The sequence below is a fragment of the Thermotoga sp. 2812B genome (genome assembly GCF_000789335.1).
GTDB lineage: Bacteria > Thermotogota > Thermotogae > Thermotogales > Thermotogaceae > Thermotoga > Thermotoga maritima.
On record NZ_CP003408.1, the window covers coordinates 1,390,603 to 1,412,648 of the forward strand.

Annotated in this window: 19 protein-coding genes, 1 tRNA gene and 1 CRISPR repeat array (1 of these 21 running past the window's edge); of the genes, 8 read left to right on the forward strand and 12 right to left on the reverse strand. The window is 46.8% G+C overall.

The features are described from left to right. From T2812B_RS07170 to T2812B_RS07225, 12 genes are all read right to left on the reverse strand, one after another. A complete protein-coding gene (locus tag T2812B_RS07170; RefSeq protein WP_008195104.1) occupies positions 1-1,212 on the reverse strand; it encodes an NAD(P)/FAD-dependent oxidoreductase in 1,212 nt (403 codons plus the stop codon). Further along, positions 1,209-2,648 carry an NAD(P)/FAD-dependent oxidoreductase gene (locus T2812B_RS07175; RefSeq protein WP_008195106.1) on the reverse strand — a complete coding sequence of 480 codons (1,440 nt, stop codon included), beginning with the start codon at positions 2,646-2,648 and terminating at the stop codon, positions 1,209-1,211. Before T2812B_RS07175 ends, T2812B_RS07170 begins: the two co-directional genes overlap by 4 nt. Before the next feature lie 80 nt (positions 2,649-2,728). Next, on the reverse strand, positions 2,729-3,316 hold the full coding sequence (locus T2812B_RS07180; RefSeq protein WP_051001666.1) for a glycerol-3-phosphate responsive antiterminator: 588 nt from the start codon (positions 3,314-3,316) through the stop codon (positions 2,729-2,731). After that, complete coding sequence (gene glpK / locus T2812B_RS07185) at positions 3,271-4,761, reverse strand: glycerol kinase GlpK (protein ID WP_008195110.1); 1,491 nt, start codon at positions 4,759-4,761, stop codon at positions 3,271-3,273. The genes T2812B_RS07180 and glpK overlap by 46 nt, the downstream gene beginning before the upstream one ends. Positions 4,762-4,840: 79 nt before the next feature. Then, positions 4,841-6,541, reverse strand: a complete 1,701-nt coding sequence (locus T2812B_RS07190; RefSeq protein WP_008195112.1) for a methyl-accepting chemotaxis protein — start codon at positions 6,539-6,541, stop codon at positions 4,841-4,843. A gap of 108 nt (positions 6,542-6,649) precedes the next feature. After that, entirely contained in the window at positions 6,650-7,264 is a 615-nt protein-coding gene (locus T2812B_RS07195) for a redox-sensing transcriptional repressor Rex (protein WP_004081679.1), read from the reverse strand. Then, positions 7,257-9,194 carry a [Fe-Fe] hydrogenase large subunit C-terminal domain-containing protein gene (locus tag T2812B_RS07200; RefSeq protein ID WP_004081677.1) on the reverse strand — a complete coding sequence of 646 codons (1,938 nt, stop codon included), beginning with the start codon at positions 9,192-9,194 and terminating at the stop codon, positions 7,257-7,259. The genes T2812B_RS07195 and T2812B_RS07200 overlap by 8 nt, the downstream gene beginning before the upstream one ends. Before the next feature lie 13 nt (positions 9,195-9,207). Beyond that, complete coding sequence (locus tag T2812B_RS07205; RefSeq protein ID WP_004081675.1) at positions 9,208-11,088, reverse strand: NADH-ubiquinone oxidoreductase-F iron-sulfur binding region domain-containing protein; 1,881 nt, start codon at positions 11,086-11,088, stop codon at positions 9,208-9,210. Beyond that, a complete protein-coding gene (gene nuoE, locus T2812B_RS07210) occupies positions 11,081-11,566 on the reverse strand; it encodes an NADH-quinone oxidoreductase subunit NuoE (RefSeq protein WP_004081672.1) in 486 nt (161 codons plus the stop codon). The genes T2812B_RS07205 and nuoE overlap by 8 nt, the downstream gene beginning before the upstream one ends. A gap of 12 nt (positions 11,567-11,578) precedes the next feature. Further along, on the reverse strand, positions 11,579-12,718 hold the full coding sequence (locus tag T2812B_RS07215; RefSeq protein ID WP_004081668.1) for a SpoIIE family protein phosphatase: 1,140 nt from the start codon (positions 12,716-12,718) through the stop codon (positions 11,579-11,581). Next, positions 12,705-14,270, reverse strand: a complete 1,566-nt coding sequence (locus tag T2812B_RS07220; RefSeq protein WP_004081666.1) for a [Fe-Fe] hydrogenase large subunit C-terminal domain-containing protein — start codon at positions 14,268-14,270, stop codon at positions 12,705-12,707. Before T2812B_RS07220 ends, T2812B_RS07215 begins: the two co-directional genes overlap by 14 nt. Further along, positions 14,263-14,490: an NAD(P)H-dependent oxidoreductase subunit E gene (locus tag T2812B_RS07225; RefSeq protein WP_012311059.1), complete on the reverse strand. Its 228-nt coding sequence runs from the start codon at positions 14,488-14,490 to the stop codon at positions 14,263-14,265. Before T2812B_RS07225 ends, T2812B_RS07220 begins: the two co-directional genes overlap by 8 nt. A gap of 261 nt (positions 14,491-14,751) precedes the next feature. On the opposite strand from T2812B_RS07225, the gene T2812B_RS07230 reads away from it, so the two are divergent. The 8 genes from T2812B_RS07230 (at position 14,752) to bfrA (ending at position 21,221) form a co-directional block, all read left to right on the forward strand. Further along, the gene (locus tag T2812B_RS07230) at positions 14,752-15,900 is read left to right on the forward strand and encodes an inositol-3-phosphate synthase (protein ID WP_004081662.1); all 1,149 of its coding nucleotides are present in this window, start codon (positions 14,752-14,754) and stop codon (positions 15,898-15,900) included. A 40-nt stretch (positions 15,901-15,940) separates the two neighbouring features. Next, entirely contained in the window at positions 15,941-16,666 is a 726-nt protein-coding gene (locus T2812B_RS07235) for a sugar phosphate nucleotidyltransferase (RefSeq protein ID WP_004081661.1), read from the forward strand. Beyond that, a complete protein-coding gene (locus T2812B_RS07240) occupies positions 16,660-17,277 on the forward strand; it encodes a CDP-alcohol phosphatidyltransferase family protein (protein WP_004081659.1) in 618 nt (205 codons plus the stop codon). The genes T2812B_RS07235 and T2812B_RS07240 overlap by 7 nt, the downstream gene beginning before the upstream one ends. A gap of 32 nt (positions 17,278-17,309) precedes the next feature. Then, the gene (locus T2812B_RS07245) at positions 17,310-18,041 is read left to right on the forward strand and encodes an ABC transporter ATP-binding protein (RefSeq protein ID WP_004081657.1); all 732 of its coding nucleotides are present in this window, start codon (positions 17,310-17,312) and stop codon (positions 18,039-18,041) included. After that, complete coding sequence (locus T2812B_RS07250; RefSeq protein ID WP_004081655.1) at positions 18,038-18,994, forward strand: SufD family Fe-S cluster assembly protein; 957 nt, start codon at positions 18,038-18,040, stop codon at positions 18,992-18,994. Before T2812B_RS07245 ends, T2812B_RS07250 begins: the two co-directional genes overlap by 4 nt. A 32-nt stretch (positions 18,995-19,026) precedes the next feature. Then, positions 19,027-19,101 (forward strand) — tRNA-Val (locus T2812B_RS07255). 49 nt (positions 19,102-19,150) lie between these two features. Further along, positions 19,151-19,921: a bifunctional fructose-1,6-bisphosphatase/inositol-1-monophosphatase gene (suhB, locus tag T2812B_RS07260; protein ID WP_004081652.1), complete on the forward strand. Its 771-nt coding sequence runs from the start codon at positions 19,151-19,153 to the stop codon at positions 19,919-19,921. 1 nt (position 19,922) lies between these two features. After that, positions 19,923-21,221 (forward strand): beta-fructosidase, encoded by a 1,299-nt coding sequence (bfrA, locus tag T2812B_RS07265; RefSeq protein WP_004081649.1) that lies wholly within the window; start codon positions 19,923-19,925, stop codon positions 21,219-21,221. Positions 21,222-21,791: 570 nt separating this feature from the next. Continuing rightward, positions 21,792-22,046: direct repeats of the CRISPR family, unit length 30 nt; unit sequence GTTTCAATAATTCCTTAGAGGTATGGAAAC (it continues 982 nt past the right edge of the window).

Genomic DNA, 22,046 nt, shown 5'->3' on the forward strand with positions numbered 1-22,046 from the left:
TCAATTCACCTCCTCGACGGACACCACGATTTCATCGAGTCCTTCGAGATCCCTGTCGGAAATTTTCACCCTCAGCATCTCACTCGGCACGAGATCTTCGAATTCCCTTGCGAACCTTCCAACTACGAGTCTTCCTTTCTCCATGGGTTTCTTCACTCTCAGGTAGAGAGTGAGAGGTTCTGCAGGGGTGTACCAGATCGGATGAACCACCATCACGTTTTTTCCGGGTCTCACGGGAATCTTTTCTCGCGGGATCTCGCCTTTCACGAACTTTGCGGCGTACCGTCCCGCCGTCTCACCCTCGTAGCTCACGTAATCCACCAGATCGAAGATCACTGTGCAGTTTCCAGCGGAAAAGATCCAGTCTCTGGAGGTCTGGCCTATATTTGAAACTCCCACACCTCTGGAGGTCGGATTTTTCACCACCAGGTTTTCTATCAATTCCACCTGAGGAATGAGTCCAACGGACAAAACCAGCGTGTCCACTTTGAACACCCTCTCCGTTCTCGGAATGGGTCTGAACTGTTCATCCACTTTTGCGACCACGACTTCTTCCAATCTTTCTCTTCCTCTCACCTCAACGACTGTGCTGGAGAGGTACAAAGGTATGTTGTAGTCCTCAAGACACTGTATCACGTTCCTGAGGAGGCCTCCCGCGTACGGTAGACGCTCCACAACACCGACGACTTCCATTCCCTCGAGGGTGAGCCTTCTTGCCATGATGAGACCTATATCTCCGGAGCCCAGTATGAGAGCACGTTTTCCGGGGAGCCTGTTTTCTATGTTGATGAGTCTCTGGGCAACACCGGCTGTGAAGATACCGGAGGGCCTGTCTCCTGGGATCATGAGACTACCAAAAGGTCTTTCCCTGGCACCTGTCGCGTAGACGAGCGCTCCCACTTCTACTTCCTCTATGCCTTGTTCGGTGACGAGGATCACCCTTCTGTCCTCAACACGTTTCACATAAGCATTCGTCAGCGCTCTTATTCCCATCTTTTCCATCTTTTCCTGGAATCTTTCAGCGTACTCCGGTCCGGTGAGTTCCTGCCTGAAATAGTGAAGACCAAAACCGTTGTGTATACACTGGTTCAATATTCCTCCGGTTCTTTCGTCTCTCTCGACGAGAAGAACTTCCGCCCCTTCTTCTTTTGCTTTCAACGCCGCCGCCATTCCGGCAGCTCCGGCTCCTATCACCATCACGTCGACCCTCATTCTCTCACCTTCCCGTTCACAACCCAGCTGTTCTCCGATTTCATCTTTATTTCCGACATATCCACACCGAGTTCTCTCTCCAGAATCTTGAGAATTCGAGCCATGCAGAAGCCCCCCTGGCATCTCCCGAACATCGCTCTTGTTCTGAACTTCACACCGTCGAGTGTCCTTGCTCCTCTTCTGATAGCTTCTACTATTTCTTTCTCTGTCACTTCGTTGCAGAAGCAAACGAGTCTTCCCGCACGTGGATCTCTTTCTATTTCCCTTCTCCACTCTTCGAGTGGAAGTTCCGAATAGTGAACGATTCTCTTTCTTTCCGGTTTGAAGTCTTTTTTCTTCTCAAGAGGAATTCTCATTTTTTCCTGGATCAACTCTTCAACAACGTACTTTGCCACCGCCGGCGCTGCTGTGAGACCAGGAGATCTTGTTGCCATAACGTTCACGAAGTTCTTCACCGTCTCGCTCACTTTTATGAAGAAGTCTTTTTGTGGACTTTCCGGTCTCAGCCCTGAGAAGGTTTTCACCACGAGGGAGAAATCGAGGGAAGGTACAAGCCTTCTTGTGAATTCTCGAACTTTTTCGAGACCTTCTCTGGTGGTTATGGGTCTGTCTTTCATCTCTTCGGGAAGGTCTTCGGCAGTTGGTCCCAGAAGGATTCCACCATCGACTGTGGGAAGAACGAGTATCCCTTTCGAGATCTTAGTGGGTGTGGGGAATATGACCCTTTTGACCAGACCCTGAAGTTTCTTATCAAGGAGAATGTATTCGCCTTTTCTCGGATGCAGGGGAACGTACTCTGCACCGGCCAACTTTGCTATCTCGTCTGCGTGGAGCCCAGCGCAGTTTATCACGATATCCGCTTCGTATTCACCTCTGCTGGTGTGAACTTTCCTCACTCGACCGTTGACTTTCTCAAAGCCAACGACGCTTTCTCCAAGAACGAGTTTCAATCCGTTCTGGACGGCGTTTTCCACGGCTGCTATGGCAACCATCCATGGTTCTGTGATGCCAGCAGTGGGAGCGTAGAGGGCATATTTGACCTCTGGGTTCAGATTCGGCTCCATGGAAAGAACTTCGTCTCTTTCCAGGATGGTCAAACCTGGGACACCGTTTTCTTCGCCTTGTTTTAGGAGACGTTCGAGTTCTTTCAATTCCTCATCGTTGAACGCCACTACGAAAGATCCAATTCTTTTGAAATCAAAATCCAGCTCTTTCGAGAGATCTTCGTACATTGCATTGCCTGACGCGCAAAACTGTGCACGAACGCTTTCAGGTGGATCGTCGTAACCAGCGTGAACGACAGCGGAATTCGCCTTTGTCACACCCCAGCCCATGTCCAGATTTTTCTCTATGAGGGTCACTTCTAGGTCGTACTTAGTTAACTCTCGCGCTATCAGAGAACCAAACACTCCGCCACCTATGACGACAGCCTTCATCGTTTGCACCTCCTTAAACAAAAAGAGCCATACCCCACTCTCGTGGGATATGGCTCTCTCTTTTCTCTCTCCTTCAAGAATTATATTATCTTCCATAGATCTTTGCAACTCGTTGATATTGCTTTTGCTCCTGCTTCTAAAGCAGCAAAAACCTGCTCTTTTTTCCTTATCAATCCTCCCGCTATTATGTCTCCAGAATACCGTTTCGTTATCTCCTTGATGAACTCTGGAACTATACCGGGAAGAATTTCTAGAAAATCTGGCTCTAAGTCTTCTGCCTGAGCCAATCCACTTTCTAAAGCACCGGAATCTACCAAGAATACTCTTTGAATAATTCTCATACCCAGTTTTCTGGCTATTTTCAAAAGATGAATGTGTGTAGAAATTATACCGTCGACACCTACAATTTCTCTTAAAAATTCAAGTGAACACCTGTCTAATGAAAGCCCCTTTACAAGATCCACGTGAACGAAAACTTCTTTTTTTCCGTTCTTGAGTTTGTAGACTATTTCTTCGATGTTCATCACAGTTCCTGTTAACAAAAATATCACTTCAGAAGGTGATTCTAAGGCTTCTTCAATATCCTTTTCTGCCCTGACAGCTGGAATTACAGGATACAAGTTCATCGTTTTTCCCATCCGAGGGATCTCGACACTGCCTCTTTCCATTTTGAATACAGCCTCTCTCTTTCTTCGGAATTCATAGAAGGTTCAAATCTTCTGTCGAGTTGCCAGAGAGAAGCTATCTCTCTCTGATCTTTCCAGTACCCAACTGCGAGCCCTGCAAGGTAGGCAGCTCCAAGTGCCGTCGTTTCGTTTACAACTGGGCGCTCCACAGGAATCCCGAGTATGTCAGCCTGAAACTGCATCAGGAAGTTGTTTACAACGGCTCCACCATCGACCCGGAGGGTTCCCACCTTTATATCGCTGTCTTTTTCCATGACTTCTACCACATCTCTTGTCTGGTAGGCGATCGACTCAAGAACGGCCCTCACTATATGCTCTCTGGTGGTACCTCTGGTTATGCCTATGATCAAACCTCGAGCGTACATGTCCCAGTAGGGAGCACCGAGTCCGACGAAGGCGGGAACGAAGAACACTCCTCCGTTGTCCGGCACTTTTGTGGCGAGTTCTTCGGTTTCTGCGGCGTTTGAGATGATCCTCAGACCATCCCTTAGCCATTGCACAGCGGCGCCTGTGATGAATATGCTGCCTTCGAGGGCATAGTAAACCTTCCCATTTATTCCCCACGCGATGGTTGTGAGAAGACCGGATTTCGATTCAAAGGCTTTTTCTCCGGTGTTCATGAGGAGGAAACATCCTGTTCCGTAAGTGTTTTTCAACATGCCTGGCTGGAAGCAGGCTTGCCCAAGCAGTGCCGCCTGTTGATCCCCTGCGTCTCCAGCTATAGGTATTTCCACTCCGAAGATATCCTTTGCTGTGTAACCGTACACGTGACTCGACGGCATCACCTGTGGAAGCATTGCCCTCGGTATGTTTAGAAGTTCCAGGATTTCATCGTCCCAATCGAGTTTGTGGATATTGAAGATCATCGTTCTGGAAGCGTTCGAATAGTCCGTGACGTGAACCCTTCCACCTGTGAGATTCCATATGAGCCAGGTGTCAACTGTTCCAAAGAGAACTTCTCCTTTCTCTGCCTTTTCTCTCACTCCCTCGACGTTGTCGAGAATCCACTTGATCTTTGTTCCAGAAAAGTACGCATCGATGACAAGACCAGTTCTTTCTCGAATGAACTCTGAGTATCCTTTTTTCTTCAGCTCATCACAGATGGGAGCGGTTCTTCTACACTGCCAGACTATGGCGTTGTAAACTGGTTTTCCGGTGTTTTTGTCCCAGACGATGGTTGTTTCCCTCTGGTTTGTGATACCTATTGCGGCGATGTCTTCTGGTTTTATCCCTGCTTCTTCGATGGCTTTCTTTGCCACTTCGATCTGTGATTCCCAAATCTCCACGGGATCGTGTTCTACCCACCCCGGTCTTGGATAGATCTGCCTGAATTCTTTGTTGACCTTCGATACCACGTTTCCTTTTTCATCGAAAACGATCGCTCTGGAGCTTGTTGTACCTTGATCGAGAGAAAGAATGTATTTCATACAACCCCCCCTTTGAATGTGAAAAGCCCTGGGGAACTTCCCCCAGGGCTCTCTTGTTCTCTGTTAGTATTTTAGCAGATTAGATTTTGAACTTTTCCACGTCTTCTTTCAATTCATCGGAGAGTTTCTTCAGTTCTGTTCCGATGTCTGCTATTCTCTTTGCTGCTTTCTCCTGTTCTGTTATGTTTTCGGACACTTCTTCCACTTCGTCTGCGACCGTTGTGGTTGTCTTGGCAACCGCATCGAGCGCACTGCTCATCTCTTCGGAGGCTGCGCTGAGTTCTTGTGCGCTTGCAGCGATTCCTTCGATTCTCGCGGCGAGGTCTTCTATTCTGGTCACGATCTGGTTGAAGCTTTCGTAGGATTCTTCGACCAGTCTTCTGGCATCTTTCGTGATCTCCACATTTTTCTTCGACATTTCGTTCGTTCTTTCAACACCTTCTCTGATGTTTTCGAGTATCTGGCTGATCTCTTCTGTGGCTTTCTGACTCTCTTCAGCGAGTTTTCTGATCTCATCGGCAACCACCGCAAAGCCTCTTCCCGCTTCTCCTGCTCTTGCTGCCTCTATAGCCGCGTTCAGTGCGAGGAGGTTCGTCTGCTCTGCGATACTCTGGATGGTTCTTACAATCTCCTCGATGTTTCTTGCGCTCTCCGTCACATTCGAAACGACATCGGCCGTTTCTCTGGAATTCTCTGAGACATCTTCCACCTTTTTGACCGCCTCTTCGAGGACCCTCTGACCGTTCCTCGCGAAATCTGCTATGTTGTCTGCGTTTTCCGAGATTTCTTGAATGAGTTTGGAAATGTTCTGAGAGTTGGCGGAAACTTCTTCAGAACCTGATGTGACTTCCTCTATGGACGCGGAAGCGTTCTGAACCTCTTTGCTGATCGTGTCAGAAGCTCTCGCTATCTCTTCAAGGGCACTGCGAAGCTGTTGGGAGAGGGCGAATAGCTCCTCAGAAACTCTTTCCACCTCGTCCTGGGATTTATCGATCTCCTGAACCATCTTTCTGAGATTTCCAACGGTTTCGTTCAATTTCTGCGCTATGAGACCGAACTCGTCCTTCGATTTTATATCAACGGAGACAGACAGATCTCCACTCGATATCTTCTCGAGGGCAGACAAAACGGCTTTCGTCTTTCTCGAAAGCACTCTTCCATAGAAGAAGATCATTATTATCACTGCGATTCCTATTACCGAAACTGTCAGAACATTTCTAAAGATGAGATTTCCGACCGTTACTTTCACATCGTCCACGTATATTCCAGTTCCGACGATCCATCCCCAGGGCTCGAAGAGTTTCACATAAGAAATCTTGGGTTCTGGTTTGTCGCTTCCTGCTTTGGGCCAAGAATAAGAGACGAACCCTTCTCCTTTTTCTTTCGCTACTTTCACCATTTCATTGAACAGGTACACACCGTTCGGGTCCTTGTAGTTGCTCAGATCCTGACCGTTCATTTCTGGTTTGATGGGATGAAACACCATTCTGGGATGGGTGTCGTTGATCCAGAAGTAGTTGTTGTCGTCGTACCGGATCTTTCCTATCAGTGATTTTGCCAGTTCCTGTGCCTGTTCTCTTGTGAGCTCTCCTTTTTGCTCCATTTCGTAGGCTCTCTCCAGAATACCGTACACGGATTCAACCAGGTGTTTTGCTTCTTCTTTTTTCCTTTCCATGATCGAGTTGAAAACGGTTGTGTTCAGAAGAACGTACTGTGTCACGAAAAACGCCAGGACAACCACCACGCCGATTACCAGAACTTTAGAGGCGATACTTCTCATGTCTGAAACCTCCCTGCTGAAATGTTTTTGAAGATTAACTTAGCACTGGAATTATACCATAATGAAAAAAGGGGCTGAACGCCCCTTTTTTTCTTTTCAAGACGTTTTTCATTTCTTCAGAAGATGTTTTATTGTGAGAAGAGACTGAGTGAGATCCTCTTCCACGACTATGACACCTTCTGGAAGGTCGAGATGAACTCCCGTGAAGTTCCATACGGCTTTTATTCCTTTTTCGATGAGAAATTCGGCTGTAGCCTGCGCTCTGTCTTTTGAAACGCACAGTGCGGCTATCTCCGCATCGAACCTTCTGATGACTCTTTCCAGAACGTCCAGTTCTCTGACAGCGAATTCTCCTATGAACTTTCCCACGTTTTCCCTCTCTGTATCGAACACGGCTACGACTTTCACACCGGCTTTCGAAAAGTCCAAGCTCAACAAAGCCCTCGCGAGGTCATTCGCTCCGACAATGATCATGTTAGTGGTGTTGTTCACTCCGAAGAGATCGTCGAGTTCTTTTCTGAGTTCTTCCACATCGTAGCCGACCCTGGGCTTTCCCTGACAGTTAAGATAGGAAAAGTCTTTTCTCACAAGATCCGGGTTTATTTCGAGAAATCTTGCGATTTCGTCGGAGGAGATGTAAGGTTTTTTTGTCGCTTCCAGAACTTTTCGGTACATCTTCAACCTTTCAAAGGTAGATCTTGGAAGGTGTATCATTTCAGCCATTTTTCGAAAGCTCCTCCAGCACCTTCTCAAAAGTGGCACCACCTATGATTTTATCATCCACGATCACGTTTGGAGAAGCACCGCAGTTTTCCACGCAGAACGTTCCCAGCACTTCTATCTTTCCTTCCATATCGTTCTCTTTGACGTAGTCGACAAGCTTTTTCAATATCTCGTAAGACCCTTTCGTGTAACAGGAGGTTCCAAGACAGACTTTCACCGTTCTCTTTTCGCCGTTTGGAACGGGCAGTATTTCCACATCTTTTTCCGGGTATCTTCTCCTCGGTCGGTAGGTGGTGTGGAGAATTTCGTGTCTTGTGTGTTCGTCTTTCAGATCTTCCTCGTAGAGTTTCATGAGAAAGAGGTTTTCCACGGGTGTGAGGAGAGATTTTATTCCCATGGTGTCTCTTAGCACTTTTGCCCTGTGTTCTCTGATTCTGGAATCGTTCGGGTAAGGCTGTCCTCCCCCACCCACACATCCGTAGTTACAGGCCATTACTTCGATAATCTCCACGTCTTTTCTTTCTTCGAGGAACTTCTTCACCTTACCAAGACCGTATATGACAGCTCCTTTGAAAGACGTACCATCTTTGAGTGTAACTTCCGCTACCCTGATGCCATCTTCCGGAGATTTTACATCGACTTTTTCTATGCCGATTTCCTCGTTCAACACAGAAAGAACACAGGAGAAGACCCCACCGGCTTTTCCAAAACCGAGACCCGCCTGCGAAGACACTCCGTAAGGTCTGTCGAACGGCTGGGGTTCTACTCTGTTTATGTCTATTCTGCTCATCTTGATGAGTTGAGCGAGTTCCCTTGTTGTGAGGACAATGTCAACGATTCCTTCGTGTTCTTCTCTTTCTGCTTCGAACTTTTTAGCGGTACACGGCATGAACGAAACGAGGAAGATCTTTTCTTCGGGAACACCGAGTTTTCTTGCGTAGATCTTCTTTATCACCGTACCGAGTGCCTGTTGAGGTGATTTCACGCTCGAGAGATTCTGAAGGTACTGAGGATAGGTGTGCTCAGCGTGCTTCACCCATGCGGGACAGCATGAGGTGAACTGTGGAAGTCTTTCTCCTTTTTTGAGTCTTTCATAGAACTCGTGGGCTTCTTCGTAGGCGACAAGGTCTGCTCCGAACGACACATCGAAGACTTTATCGAAGCCTATCGTTTTCAGGAAAGAGACGAGTTTTTCCGCCATTGCGACGTCTTCGTCTATTCCAAACTCTTCCTGAATCGCAGCCCTCACCGCAGGTGCGATCATTCCTATCACGATCTTATCGCTTTCGAGAGCTTCGATCAACTTGTCTATGTCGTTTCTGATGCTCAGAGCTCCCGTTGGACAGTAGGCTACACACTGTCCGCAGAGCACACACTCCGTCTCTATGAGGGGAGTATCAAAAGCGGTTGTCACAACGCTTTCAAAACCGCGCTTTGCGAACTCGATAACACCGACTCCCTGAATTTCTTCACACACGCGAACACAGTCACCGCAGAGAATACACTTGGATGTATCTCTCACTACCGGAGCGGATTCGTCCCTGACGTGTTCTTTCTTGAGAGCCTCGAATCTGATCTTTCTTATGCCGAAGTCTTCAGCGTACTTCTGAAGTTTACAGCTTCCGTTTCTATCGCAGGTGGTGCAGTCCCTGTTGTGAGTTGCGAGGATGAGTTCGAGGATGTTTCTTCTCATTTCGTATATTTCGGGGGTGTTCGTTTTTACCTTCATACCTTCGTACGGTTTCAGGGTACAGGAAGTGGTGATCTGACCGTTGATCTCCACAAGACACATTCTACAGGCTCCATATATAGAAGCCTCCGAAAGATAACACAGATTCGGAATCTCTATCCCCACGTTCTTCAGCGCTTCAAGGAGGTTACGCTCGTTGTCATTTATGATAACTTCTCTTCCATCAACGTAAATTTTCATTTTTCTTCCCTCCTCAGACAAGCTCTATGGCTTTGAACGGACATTTACTCGCACAGAGACCGCACTTTACACACTTTTCCTGATCTATCGTGTACGGTTTTCCTCTTTCTCCGGTTATGGCGTTCTGTGGACAGGATCTGGCACAGAGTCCACAACCTTTACAGATATCTGGATTGATGACGTATTTCTTGAACGCCGTGCACATTCCGCTTGGACATTCTCCTTCGATGTGTGCAATGTACTCCTCTCTGAAGAGCTTCAGTGTACTGAGAATGGGGTTGGGAGCGGTCTTTCCGAGTCCACAGAGAGAAGCGGTCTTTATTGTTTTTGAAAGGTGTTCGAGAGTTTTGAGATCCTCGTATGTGGCTTTTCCGTGGGTGAACTTCTCCAATATGTTGTACGCCTGCATGGTTCCTTCCCTGCACGGCACGCACTTTCCACAGGATTCCCTCTTGGTGAAATCGAGGAAGAACCTTGCAACCTCTACCATACACGTTTTCTTTGTAATCACGACTATTCCACCGGATCCTACCATCGCATCAGCTTTTTTCAGTGTGTCGTAATCGAGGGGCATGTCGATGAAATCTTCGGAAAGACACGCTCCGGACGGTCCTCCAATCTGAACCGCTTTGAACTCTTCTCCTTCAACGAATCCTCCACATATGTTGTAGATGATATCTCTCAGGGTGGTGCCGAATTCAACTTCGATGATACCGGTGGCTTTGAGGGGACCGGCAACGGAGAACATCTTGGTTCCCGGTGAATTTTCCGTTCCGCGTTTTCTGTAGTTTTCTACACCGTCTCTGAGTATTCTTGGTATGTTCGCGTATGTTTCCACGTTGTTTATGAGGGTGGGTTTACCCCAGAGACCAGACTGAGCCGGGAACGGTGGCTTTGGTCTGGGCATACCTCTTTTCCCTTCTATGGAAGCGAGCAGTGCTGTTTCTTCACCGCAGACGAACGCGCCGGCACCTTCCTTCACCTCGAGGTCGAAAGAGAATCCAGTACCGAGTATGTTTTCCCCAAGAAGACCGAGTTTTCTGGCATCTTCTATGGCTTTTTTGAACATTTTGACTGCGAACGGATACTCAGCCCTTATGTAAGCGTAGCCTTTCTGTGCACCAACCGCGTAACCCGCTATTATCATTCCCTCGAGAACGAGATGGGGGTCTCTCTCGAGAAGGGTTCTGTTCATGAACGCTCCGGGATCTCCTTCGTCACCGTTGCAGACGACGAACTTTATATCACCCTGCGCTTTTCTGGTGAATTCCCATTTGAGACCTGTTGGAAATCCTCCTCCACCTCTTCCTCTGAGACCGGATGCCTTCACCGTTTCTATGATTTCTTCCGGTGTCATTGAAGTGAGGGCTTTGACGAGAGATTCGTATCCACTCCGTGCGATGTAGTCTTCTATGCTGTCACACTCGGACTCACCTATGGCCTCCATGATGTAGAAATCCTGATTTTTGAAAAGCGTGGTGTCCTCTATTCTGGGAACCTTTTCCCCCGTGAGGGGATCCGTCAGAAAGAGTCTTTCTATGGGTTCACCCTTGAGGACGGTTCTGTCCACGATCTCCGGGACGTCTTCAGGTGCAACGTTTGAATAGAAGAACCTGTAGGGCATGATCTTCACGAGGGGACCGGAAGAACACCTTCCACAGCACCCTGTTCTGTTCAACGTGACTTTGTCATCATCGATCTTTTCCAGCGTGACCTGTCCGAGGAGGTTTCTCTTTTTGAGCTCTTCTTCGAAAGCGCTGTAAACTTTGAGAGCACCTTTCGCGGTACAGCCAGTTCCGACGCAGACGTATATAGAGACACCGTTCAGTTTTTTCTCTCTCAGGGTTTTCAGTTTGTTTGCGTACTGGACGAACTCTTTCGCGTTCTTAAACATTGGCGCTCTCCCTCTCTTTCTCTTTTATTTTTCTCAGGATTTCTTTCACCTTATCGGCCGTGAGGTTTCCATAGACCTCACCGTTTATCACCATGACCGGTGCGAGCGCGCAGGCTCCGAGGCATCCAACCTGATCGAGACTGAACATTAGATCTTCCGTGACGTTTCCAGGAGTGAGACCCGTTTCTTCTTCGATTGCTTTGAGTACTTCTGGAGATCCTGCCATGTGACAGGCAGTCCCATCGCACACCATGATTGTGTACTTTCCTTTTGGTTTCAGAGAGAACTGAGCGTAGAAGGTCGCCACTCCGTAGATCTTTGCGGGAGGAATTCCCATAGCGGTGCTCACGTAGTTGATCACATCCTCTGGAAGGTACCTGTAGATCTCCTGGATCTCGAGGAGGATCTTTATCAGATTCTCTCTCTTGTAACCGTATTTCTTCAAAATTTCTTCGACCTTTTCGAAGTGTCTTTCCAACGCCAACACCTCCTAACAGTATTGAACGTTCACTATTTTTCCCTTTTCCCGAAGGATCTGAGCGATATCCTTGACTAGTCTGAACTTCAAAGAGATATCGTGGCTGAACAGAGGATTCTGATGAGCTGGGTTTATTGCCCTTCCAACGAAAAAGTTGATTTCATCGGCTTCCAGAAGACTTTTGACGATGAACTTCGCACCGTATCCCAATTCTTCTGATTGCCCTTCGAGGTACCTGAACACCTGAGTCAGGGTGACGATTCCTTCCGTCATGAGATCGATTCCTTCCATGTATCCAACAGGCGGAGAGTTTTCCGAGAGGGTGTACAGATCGATCTCAACTTTCTTTCCCGTAACCCTTTCAAAGATCTGACCTGTTGTTCCTCCACAAACAATCTTTTTTCCAGGAAGGCTGAGAAACGTCCTCACGTACTCTTCGTCTTTTTTTCTGTCCTCAGGTGGTCCGACGAACAGATTCAGAATGCGCTTTTCACGGAAATTCAAACAGGCAACGAGCGTATCGTCACCTCTCACTTCCTGATCCAGTTTTTCTGCGAGCTTTACAAAGTGCCTGACGATGTTTTCGGGAGAAACGTGGTTTTTCAGAAGATGCTTCATCTCTTTTTCTATGTTTTCCACACCGAAACCCAGTGGAAAAAGATCCGTTCCCATTCCCGCCTGAGAGAGCCCATCCGTTGCCAGAAGGAGTAGAGTTCCAGCTTCAGATCGAAACTGCCACACGAAGACCTTTTTTCCCTCTATCTCGAGTCCCTGTTTCTCAGGAAAGACCCTTCTTTCTCCTTTGAACAGCATCACAACCGGAAACTCGTATTCGACGACGGTGCAGGTATTGTTTTTGAAGTCACACACCACAGAACACAAATTGGAGTAGCTGATTTTTCTCACTCTGCAAATGGGAAGTGTCGCGAGGATCGTTCTGAACACATCTGTTACAGGAAGACCGTTCATCAACATCGTGGAGGCTATGGTCGCTGTGAGAGTCGAGAGAATACTCGCTTTTATTCCGCTTCCCAGTCCGTCGGAAACGCTGACCACTATTTTTTCACTCTCTCTCTTGACCTTTATCGAGTCTCCACACACCTCTTCGCCTTTTTTGTTTTTCGAGGCAAAGAAGACATCACAGGTCAGCATTTTCTCCCTCCATGAACATCTTCAGTTCCATGAAACTGCTCTTGGTTTCCGCGATAGATTCACCGAGTATTCCAGCAATTTCTTGAGCGATTCTCATTTGTTTGTTCAGCATTTCTTCGACTTTTCTGAGTGTTTCCCTTTTTACCTTGTCGAGTTCTTCGTCTTTCAGTTTTTCCTGTGTGATATCCACTAGCATGATGACTTCTTCTCCATCCTCGAGAGAAAATTCCTTCACGAAGAAGAATCTCTTTCCTTCGATGGTGAGAGTTTCTCCCACAGAGCCCTTCGCACGTTCCAGGATCTCTGGATAATTCTGGATCAGTTCCCCGGCTACCCTGTTTCTGTAGATCACTTTTTCGTCTTTCAAAACGAATACAGCGTTCGGAGACTCTTCAACGACCCTGTAACTGGAAGATTTGACCAGATCAAGCAGGTACACAAAGCACATCTCCTTTTCCGCTTTTCCAAGGACCACGGCCCTGGCTTTTTCACGGCACGAATCGTATCCACACGCACCGCAGTTCAATTCTTTGGATGGATCGTCTTTACCTATGGACACGAGAACCTTTTTTATTTCCTCTTCTGGAACTTCCACGTTCCTGGACTTGTTTCTGTAGCTCCTGAAGGTATCGATCTTGAGGTGATTCACCTTCGGTTCTTTTGGGAGTTTCTTCTGCCATTCAAGAAGTCTTTCTTTTCCGTTGCTTTTTTTCTTCATCACAGGTCCGTTCAAACAGCTGCCGTAGCATGCAGAAGCCTCTATGAAAACACTTTTGTATTCATCTATCCTGGAAAAGACTCTCATCAGGTTCTCGACGCCTTCAACCACGAGCTTTTTTTCCCATGGAACAGAAACGGTGTAGCCTATACCATCTGTTGTCGGATAAAACCGAGCCCTGTCTGGATACGGACCGTCCGGAAGAGCTTCTTTTCCTTCTCTTTCTTCGAGGATCTCCTCGAGTTCTTCGAAGGTGAGTGCAACGTCAACGAGGTCGCTTTCGGATTTCTTTGCTATGCATGGTCCAACAAACACAATTGGGAAGTCACCGTATCGTGTCTTCAAAAACTTCGCGTGCGTCATCAGAGGAGAATCAACGGGTGCAAAGTACTTCAAAACATTAGGAAAATGTTTCTCAGCGAGATTCACAACCACAGGGCAGGCCGTTGTTATGAAGGGACCGGAGTGTTTTTCAAAGACCTCTTCGTACCTTCTGGAAACGATCTCCGCACCCACGGCTGTTTCCTGAACTACCACAGCACCCATCTCTTTCAGAACACCGATAACTTTCAGAGGATTTTCAAAGTAAGCGAAGAAAGACGGTGCTATTGAAACAAGAAACGGTTCGGACAAACTCAGAAATCTTTCGACGTCTTTCCGATAACTTCTCGCATTCTGAGGACAGATATCCAGGCAAGATCCGCAAAAAACACATTCTTCTTCTAAGACTGTCGATTTTCCAGATTTGAAAGATATGGCTTTAACGGGACAGTTTCTCAAGCACTTGTAGCAGTATCTGCAGTCCGTTTCTCTTGAGAATATGAGTTCAGCCATTTTGAAGCACCTTCTTTAGAATTTCCTCAGCATTTTCGGGAGTTACTCTGCTGAACAATCGGCCATCTATTTCAACGCAGACTCCCTGAGAACAGTTTCCAAAACACAATGAGCCGTACAGCTTGAAGTTGTATTTCTTTTGAAGCTCTTGAAATCTCCTGACAACCTCGTAAGATCCCTTCAAATGACAAGAACTCCCCATACACACTCTCACAATCATGTCCATCGTTCCTTTCAAATCGTGAACCTTTTCACGTTATATTTTTCACTATTTTTCAGGAGAAGTCAAGGGAATGCTCTATGTTGTTACCTACTTCACAAGTTTTGTAAACAAACTGATTCACTAAAAAGAAAACTATTGGTAAAGCACTTGAAATATATGACTGTAAAAACGTGATATAATAGAAACGGCTCTTACATTACACTCTTACCATGTTACTTTCCTTCCATATCAAAAACAAAAGCTAAGGAGGTGAAACATATGGTCAAGGTCCTGATCCTCGGTCAGGGCTACGTTGCCAGTACATTCGTTGCCGGACTTGAAAAGCTCAGGAAAGGGGAAATAGAACCTTACGGAGTGCCCCTTGCAAGGGAACTTCCCATCGGCTTCGAAGACATCAAGATTGTTGGAAGCTACGACGTGGACAGAGCGAAGATTGGAAAGAAACTGAGCGAAGTGGTGAAGCAGTACTGGAACGATGTTGACTCGCTGACGAGTGATCCTGAGATTCGCAAAGGAGTACACCTTGGAAGCGTGAGGAACCTCCCCATCGAAGCTGAAGGTCTCGAAGACAGCATGACTCTGAAGGAAGCAGTTGATACTCTCGTCAAGGAATGGACAGAACTCGATCCCGATGTGATCGTGAACACCTGTACTACAGAAGCTTTCGTGCCCTTCGGGAACAAAGAAGATCTTCTGAAAGCTATCGAAAACAACGACAAAGAGAGACTCACTGCAACTCAGGTGTACGCTTACGCAGCGGCACTGTACGCGAACAAGCGTGGAGGAGCGGCTTTTGTGAACGTTATTCCGACCTTCATAGCGAACGACCCGGCTTTCGTTGAACTCGCGAAGGAGAACAACCTCGTCGTTTTCGGAGACGACGGTGCTACCGGTGCCACACCGTTCACAGCGGACGTTCTCAGCCATCTTGCCCAGAGAAACAGGTACGTCAAAGATGTTGCGCAGTTCAACATAGGAGGGAACATGGACTTTCTGGCACTCACAGACGATGGAAAGAACAAGAGTAAAGAATTCACCAAATCCAGTATAGTGAAGGACATTCTCGGTTACGATGCACCGCATTACATAAAACCTACAGGGTATCTTGAACCACTTGGAGATAAAAAGTTCATAGCCATTCACATCGAGTACGTGAGTTTCAACGGTGCTACAGATGAGCTCATGATAAACGGAAGAATAAACGACAGCCCGGCTCTTGGAGGTCTCCTTGTTGACCTTGTGAGACTCGGAAAGATCGCACTCGACAGGAAGGAGTTCGGAACGGTCTACCCAGTGAACGCCTTCTACATGAAGAACCCGGGACCGGCGGAAGAAAAGAACATCCCAAGAATCATTGCTTACGAGAAGATGAGAATCTGGGCGGGATTGAAACCGAAGTGGCTGTGAGGGGCTTGAGCCCCTCATTTCTTTTCGTGGGGGTGGTTCTGTGAGAGAGGCCATTGTGCTGGCTTCCGGAGCTGGAAAAAGACTCAGATCGGTTACCGGAGACGTTCCGAAGGTCTTTTACAGGTTCGACGGTTGTGAGCTCGTAAAATATCCGATGATCTCCCTGATGAAAAACGGTGTTGAAAGATTCGTTCTTGTCGTCTCAGAGGGCTATAGAGATCTCGGAGAGAAGGTTCTGAATGATCTGGGTGTCGAGGGGATTGTCGTTGAGAACAAAAAGGTGGAACTCGGCAACGCGTATTCTTTCTTCCTGAGTGAACCTTACGTGGAGAGCGAGAAATTCTTTCTCTCGTGTGGCGATTCTCTCTTTCCACCTGAGGCACTGAAAAGTGCTTTCAGTGAGGATGAATTCCATATAAAACTCGGTGTGAGTAAGAGAAGTGACCTGATAGATCCTGAAGAGGCGAGTAAAGTATTAGTAAATGAAGATCGGATCGTTAAGATCGGAAAGAGAATCGATGAGTACAACTATTTCGACACGGGTGTTTTTGTGATGACGAAAAAGGTTTACAGCCTCAAGGAGAGTTTTTCGTGGACTGAGGAAATTTCTCTGTACCATGTGCTGCAGAAGGCGGTTGACACGGGCATGATCGTTAAGGTGTTCGATTTTGGAAATGCTCTGTGGACAGAAATAGACTCTCCCGAGGATTTGAATGAAAAGGTTTATGAGTTGATGAAAAAGATAAAGGAGGGAGTGGCATGCTGAGAAAATCCACCGATGGGTGGATTTCTTCTCTGATAAACAGGAGATTTTCCTCAAGGATCACAAATCTCATTCTCGAAAAAAACTGGCAGATAACACCCAACCAGATGTCTTTCATCAGCTTTCTTGTTGGTGTTCTCGCGTTTCCGTTTTATCTTCTCAAGCTTCCGTGGATCGCAGGAATTCTTGTTCAGGTCTCTTCTGTTCTGGACGGAGTGGATGGAGAGCTCGCACGCGCAAGAAACATGTCTTCAAACTGGGGGGCTTTTTTCGATACGATGTTGGACAGGTTCGTGGATATACTGGCCGTTCTTGGGCTGTCTCTTTACGGTTGCTTGAAAGATGGTCCCTCTCTTTCCTTACTCCTCTGGTCAGTTCTTGCCGTCAGCGGTTCTCTCATGGTGAGTTACCTTCACAGTGTTGGGAAGGTGTTTGGTACCCACCCGGCTCTCGTCGGAAAGCTATCCGGTTTTGCCTCCAGGGATGTTAGGTTGTTCGTTGTATTCGTTTTTTCTCTCTTTGGAATGCATCTTCCTGCTCTTGTAGTTATCTCGATCCTGTCGTATGTTTACACTACTGGGAAATTCGTGGAACTTCTGGTGCTCAACAGGTGATTTCGTGTTAGACTCAATTTGAGGTGATGAATGTGCTGGAGCTCATCGATGTGTGGTATGAGGTAGAGGGAAAGGCTATTTTGAAGGGAATAAACGCTCGCTTCGAAAAACAAAGGGTTTACTCCATACTGGGAACCAACGGTGCAGGGAAAAGCACTCTCGCCTATTTGATCATGGGGCTTGAGGGCTACAGACCCACCAGGGGAAAGATACTCCTCGACGGTGAGGACATCACCGATCTTTCCGTAACAGAGAGAGCCAAAAGAGGGATCACCCTCATGTGGCAGGAGCCCGCTCGATTCACAGGAATCAAGATCAGAGACTATTTGACTCTCGGCGGAAGAAGAAAAGTATCGAAAGAGGAGCTCGAAAGGGTCTTAGAACTCGTTGGTTTGAATCCGGCACTCTACTTGGAAAGAAACGTCGATGAAAAGCTGAGCGGTGGAGAGAGAAAGAGGGTAGAACTGGCGAGTATTCTTCTTATGAAACCTAGATACACCATCCTCGATGAGCCAGACTCCGGGATAGATATTATGAGTCTTGAGATGATAGAGAAGGTTCTCTCGGAACTCGTGAGTGCGGGTGGCTCTGTGATCTTAGTCACTCACAGGGAAGAAATCGCACTGGAGAGCGACTACGCCTTTCTCATCTGTCACGGCTCCATCTTGAAAGAAGGAAACCCGTCTGAAATCGTGCAGTTCTACAAAAACAGCTGTGACAGATGTGATCATCCGAATGAACCATCAGGGGAGATGATCGTATGATCGTAAAAGACTACAGAAGAGAATTCGAAGCACTGGCAAAGGCCTACGAAAAGGCAGGGGGAGACGTTTCGAAGTTCCTCGACAGGAGGATAGCCTCCATCATAATAAGCGGTGACAAGGTCATAGGACTCAACGGTGTGGAGGGAGTAGAACTCACTCCCTACAGGATAGAGAACGGTGTTCAGGTGGACATGAGGATAAAAGAAGGTGTGGTGGTGGAGTATCCCGTCCACGTGTGTACGGGGTACTTAGAAAAGAAAGGACTGCAACGTGTTGTGTTCAATATAAGGCTCGAGAAAAACGCGAAAGCGATCTTTGTGGCACACTGTGTTTTTCCGTGGACCGAAGATTTCACACACGACGCCTTGATGAACGTGGAACTGGAAGAAGGAGCGTGGATGGAGTACCACGACGAGCACACGCACAGTGAAACGGGTTCTATAAATCTGATCACCAGATCGATAGCAAGAGTTGGAGAAAGAGCGGTTTACCGAAACACCTTCACTCTCGTGAAAACAAGAATAGGAACGCTGAGGGTCTTCATGGATGCTTCACTTGAGAAAGATGCCGTTGGAGAACTCTACACGAAAGTAAAGGCCGTTGAAGACGACGATGTGGAAGTGAAGGAGATCCTGAGACTGAACGGAATGGGAGCGAGGGGACTCGCCAAAACGAACGCAGTTGCAATCGACAGAGCGAAAGTTTCTGTGGTGAACGAGGTTTACGGGAACGCGCCGCACACGAGAGGCCACGTGGAATGTCTTGAGATCGCAAAGGGAGATGGAGTGGACGTGAGAGCTCTTCCTGTGCTGGTTGTGAAGAACGATTCTTCTGAGCTAACCCACGAGGCTTCCATAGGAAGGGTGAACGCGAAACAGCTTGAAACACTCATGGCCAAAGGCCTTACAGAAGAGGAAGCGACCGAAATGATCATAAAGGGTATTTTGACATGATGGAGATTTTGTTGTAAAATCCATAAACGGATGGGTGCGTAGCTCAGGGGGAGAGCGCTTCCCTCACGAGGAAGAGGTCGCAGGTTCGAATCCTGCCGCACCCACCAGCAGGCTCCCTCAGGGGAGCCGTTAATTTTTTTAGAGGGAGGGATCGAATTGGACAGACTGGACTTTTCTATAAAGCTTTTGAGAAAGGTGGGACACCTCCTCATGATACACTGGGGAAGGGTGGACAACGTCGAGAAAAAAACCGGTTTCAAGGACATAGTCACAGAGATAGACAGAGAAGCCCAGAGAATGATAGTCGATGAGATAAGAAAATTCTTCCCTGACGAAAACATCATGGCCGAAGAAGGAATATTCGAAAAAGGAGACAGGCTCTGGATAATAGACCCGATAGATGGAACGATAAACTTCGTTCACGGCCTTCCGAACTTTTCCATCTCTTTGGCCTACGTTGAAAACGGAGAAGTCAAGCTAGGGGTCGTCCACGCCCCTGCTCTCAACGAAACACTCTACGCTGAGGAAGGAAGCGGTGCCTTCTTCAACGGTGAGAGAATCAGAGTGTCTGAGAACGCCAGCCTCGAAGAGTGTGTTGGTTCCACTGGTAGCTACGTGGATTTCACCGGGAAATTCATCGAGAGGATGGAAAAGAGGACCAGAAGGATTCGGATTCTTGGAAGTGCCGCGCTGAACGCCGCTTACGTTGGTGCAGGAAGGGTTGACTTTTTCGTCACCTGGAGGATAAATCCCTGGGATATAGCAGCCGGTCTGATAATCGTGAAGGAAGCGGGAGGAATGGTCACGGATTTCTCCGGAAAGGAAGCAAACGCTTTCTCGAAGAATTTCATCTTCTCGAACGGGTTGATCCACGATGAAGTGGTGAAAGTTGTTAACGAGGTGGTAGAAGAAATAGGAGGAAAGTGATATGTTCAAGCCGAATTATCACTTTTTCCCGATAACAGGCTGGATGAACGATCCGAACGGTTTGATCTTCTGGAAGGGAAAATATCATATGTTCTATCAGTATAATCCCAGAAAACCTGAGTGGGGAAACATCTGCTGGGGCCACGCGGTGAGCGACGATCTCGTTCACTGGAGACACCTTCCCGTTGCTCTATATCCCGACGATGAAACACACGGAGTGTTCTCTGGAAGCGCTGTCGAGAAAGATGGGAAAATGTTTCTCGTGTACACCTACTACCGCGATCCGACACACAACAAAGGAGAAAAAGAAACCCAGTGTGTGGCTATGAGTGAAAACGGATTGGATTTCGTAAAGTACGATGGAAACCCGGTCATATCTAAACCCCCAGAGGAAGGGACGCACGCCTTCAGAGACCCGAAGGTGAACAGAAGCAACGGTGAGTGGCGAATGGTACTGGGATCTGGTAAAGATGAGAAGATTGGAAGAGTGCTTCTCTATACCTCAGATGACCTTTTTCACTGGAAGTACGAGGGTGTGATCTTCGAAGATGAAACCACAAAAGAAATAGAGTGTCCCGATCTTGTGAGAATTGGAGAGAAAGATATCCTCATATACTCGATAACGAGTACAAACAGCGTTCTGTTTTCCATGGGAGAGTTAAAGGAAGGAAAACTGAATGTCGAAAAGCGGGGGCTTCTCGATCACGGAACGGATTTCTACGCTGCTCAAACTTTCTTTGGAACAGACAGAGTTGTAGTTATCGGATGGCTTCAAAGCTGGTTGAGAACAGGGCTTTACCCGACAAAACGAGAAGGATGGAACGGTGTCATGAGTCTTCCTAGGGAGCTGTATGTAGAAAACAACGAGTTGAAGGTGAAACCGGTGGATGAACTCTTGGCTCTCAGAAAGAGAAAGGTTTTCGAAACTGCAAAGTCCGGAACATTTCTGCTGGATGTCAAGGAAAACAGTTATGAAATTGTGTGTGAATTCAGCGGAGAAATCGAACTTCGAATGGGAAATGAATCTGAAGAAGTGGTGATAACGAAGAGTCGAGACGAATTAATCGTGGATACAACGAGATCTGGTGTTTCAGGTGGAGAAGTTAGAAAGTCGACAGTCGAAGATGAAGCTACAAATAGAATACGAGCTTTCTTGGATTCGTGTTCTGTAGAATTTTTCTTCAACGACTCCATAGCTTTTTCCTTTAGGATCCATCCAGAGAACGTTTACAACATTCTTTCTGTCAAATCGAACCAAGTGAAACTCGAAGTCTTTGAACTCGAGAACATATGGTTGTGACGTTAGACAACACTTTGAAAGCAAAGCCTATCTTTGTTTTATGCATCAAAACCAGATTAGTTCCAATCATTCACAAAGTGGGTGATGCGTGTGACTGGCAGTGGAAGGACGATACAGAGTATGCAATTACCGGTAACGAAAAATTTCATGCGGGTTTGTGGTACCGGAAGCTATGCGTTAAAAAGGGAATAATGGATGATATGAAGAGACAATATGAAGAGAATTTGTGGTAATCGATGACATGTAAGTGCTTTGAATTCAGGAAGTTAACAGTTAATTTCTAACACATTGAGGAATACCTTCTTTCATCTATTTGTGAAACATAGAACTAATCGATTTTTACCAGAAACACCCCAAAATGCCCCGACGTAGGTTGATATAATTTATCTTCTGTTTTTTGCTTGTGTTCTTTCGTTGTTGAACTATGCAATTATTCCATTTTTCCAAACAGTACTTGAAGGTGCTCTCTTGTGTGTTAGAATGGTTTATGGAAAGAGAGAATATGGAAGTTCAAAAAACATCTTGCTTTCAGAGTGTGTTTGTGGTATAAATTCTCCTGAACTCAATGGGGTTTCAATAATTCCTTAGAGGTATGGAAACAAACAATTTCAGGAATATTAGTCAAAAACAAAGGATTGTTTCAATAATTCCTTAGAGGTATGGAAACACTAGTGTGAGCCTGTGAGATATGAGGAAATCCACCTGGTTTCAATAATTCCTTAGAGGTATGGAAACTCGTATTGACTTTCGGATGACCAGTATACCCTGTAGCCGTTTCAATAATTCCTTAGAGGTATGGAAACGGTTTCCTTTTTCTGTTTTCAC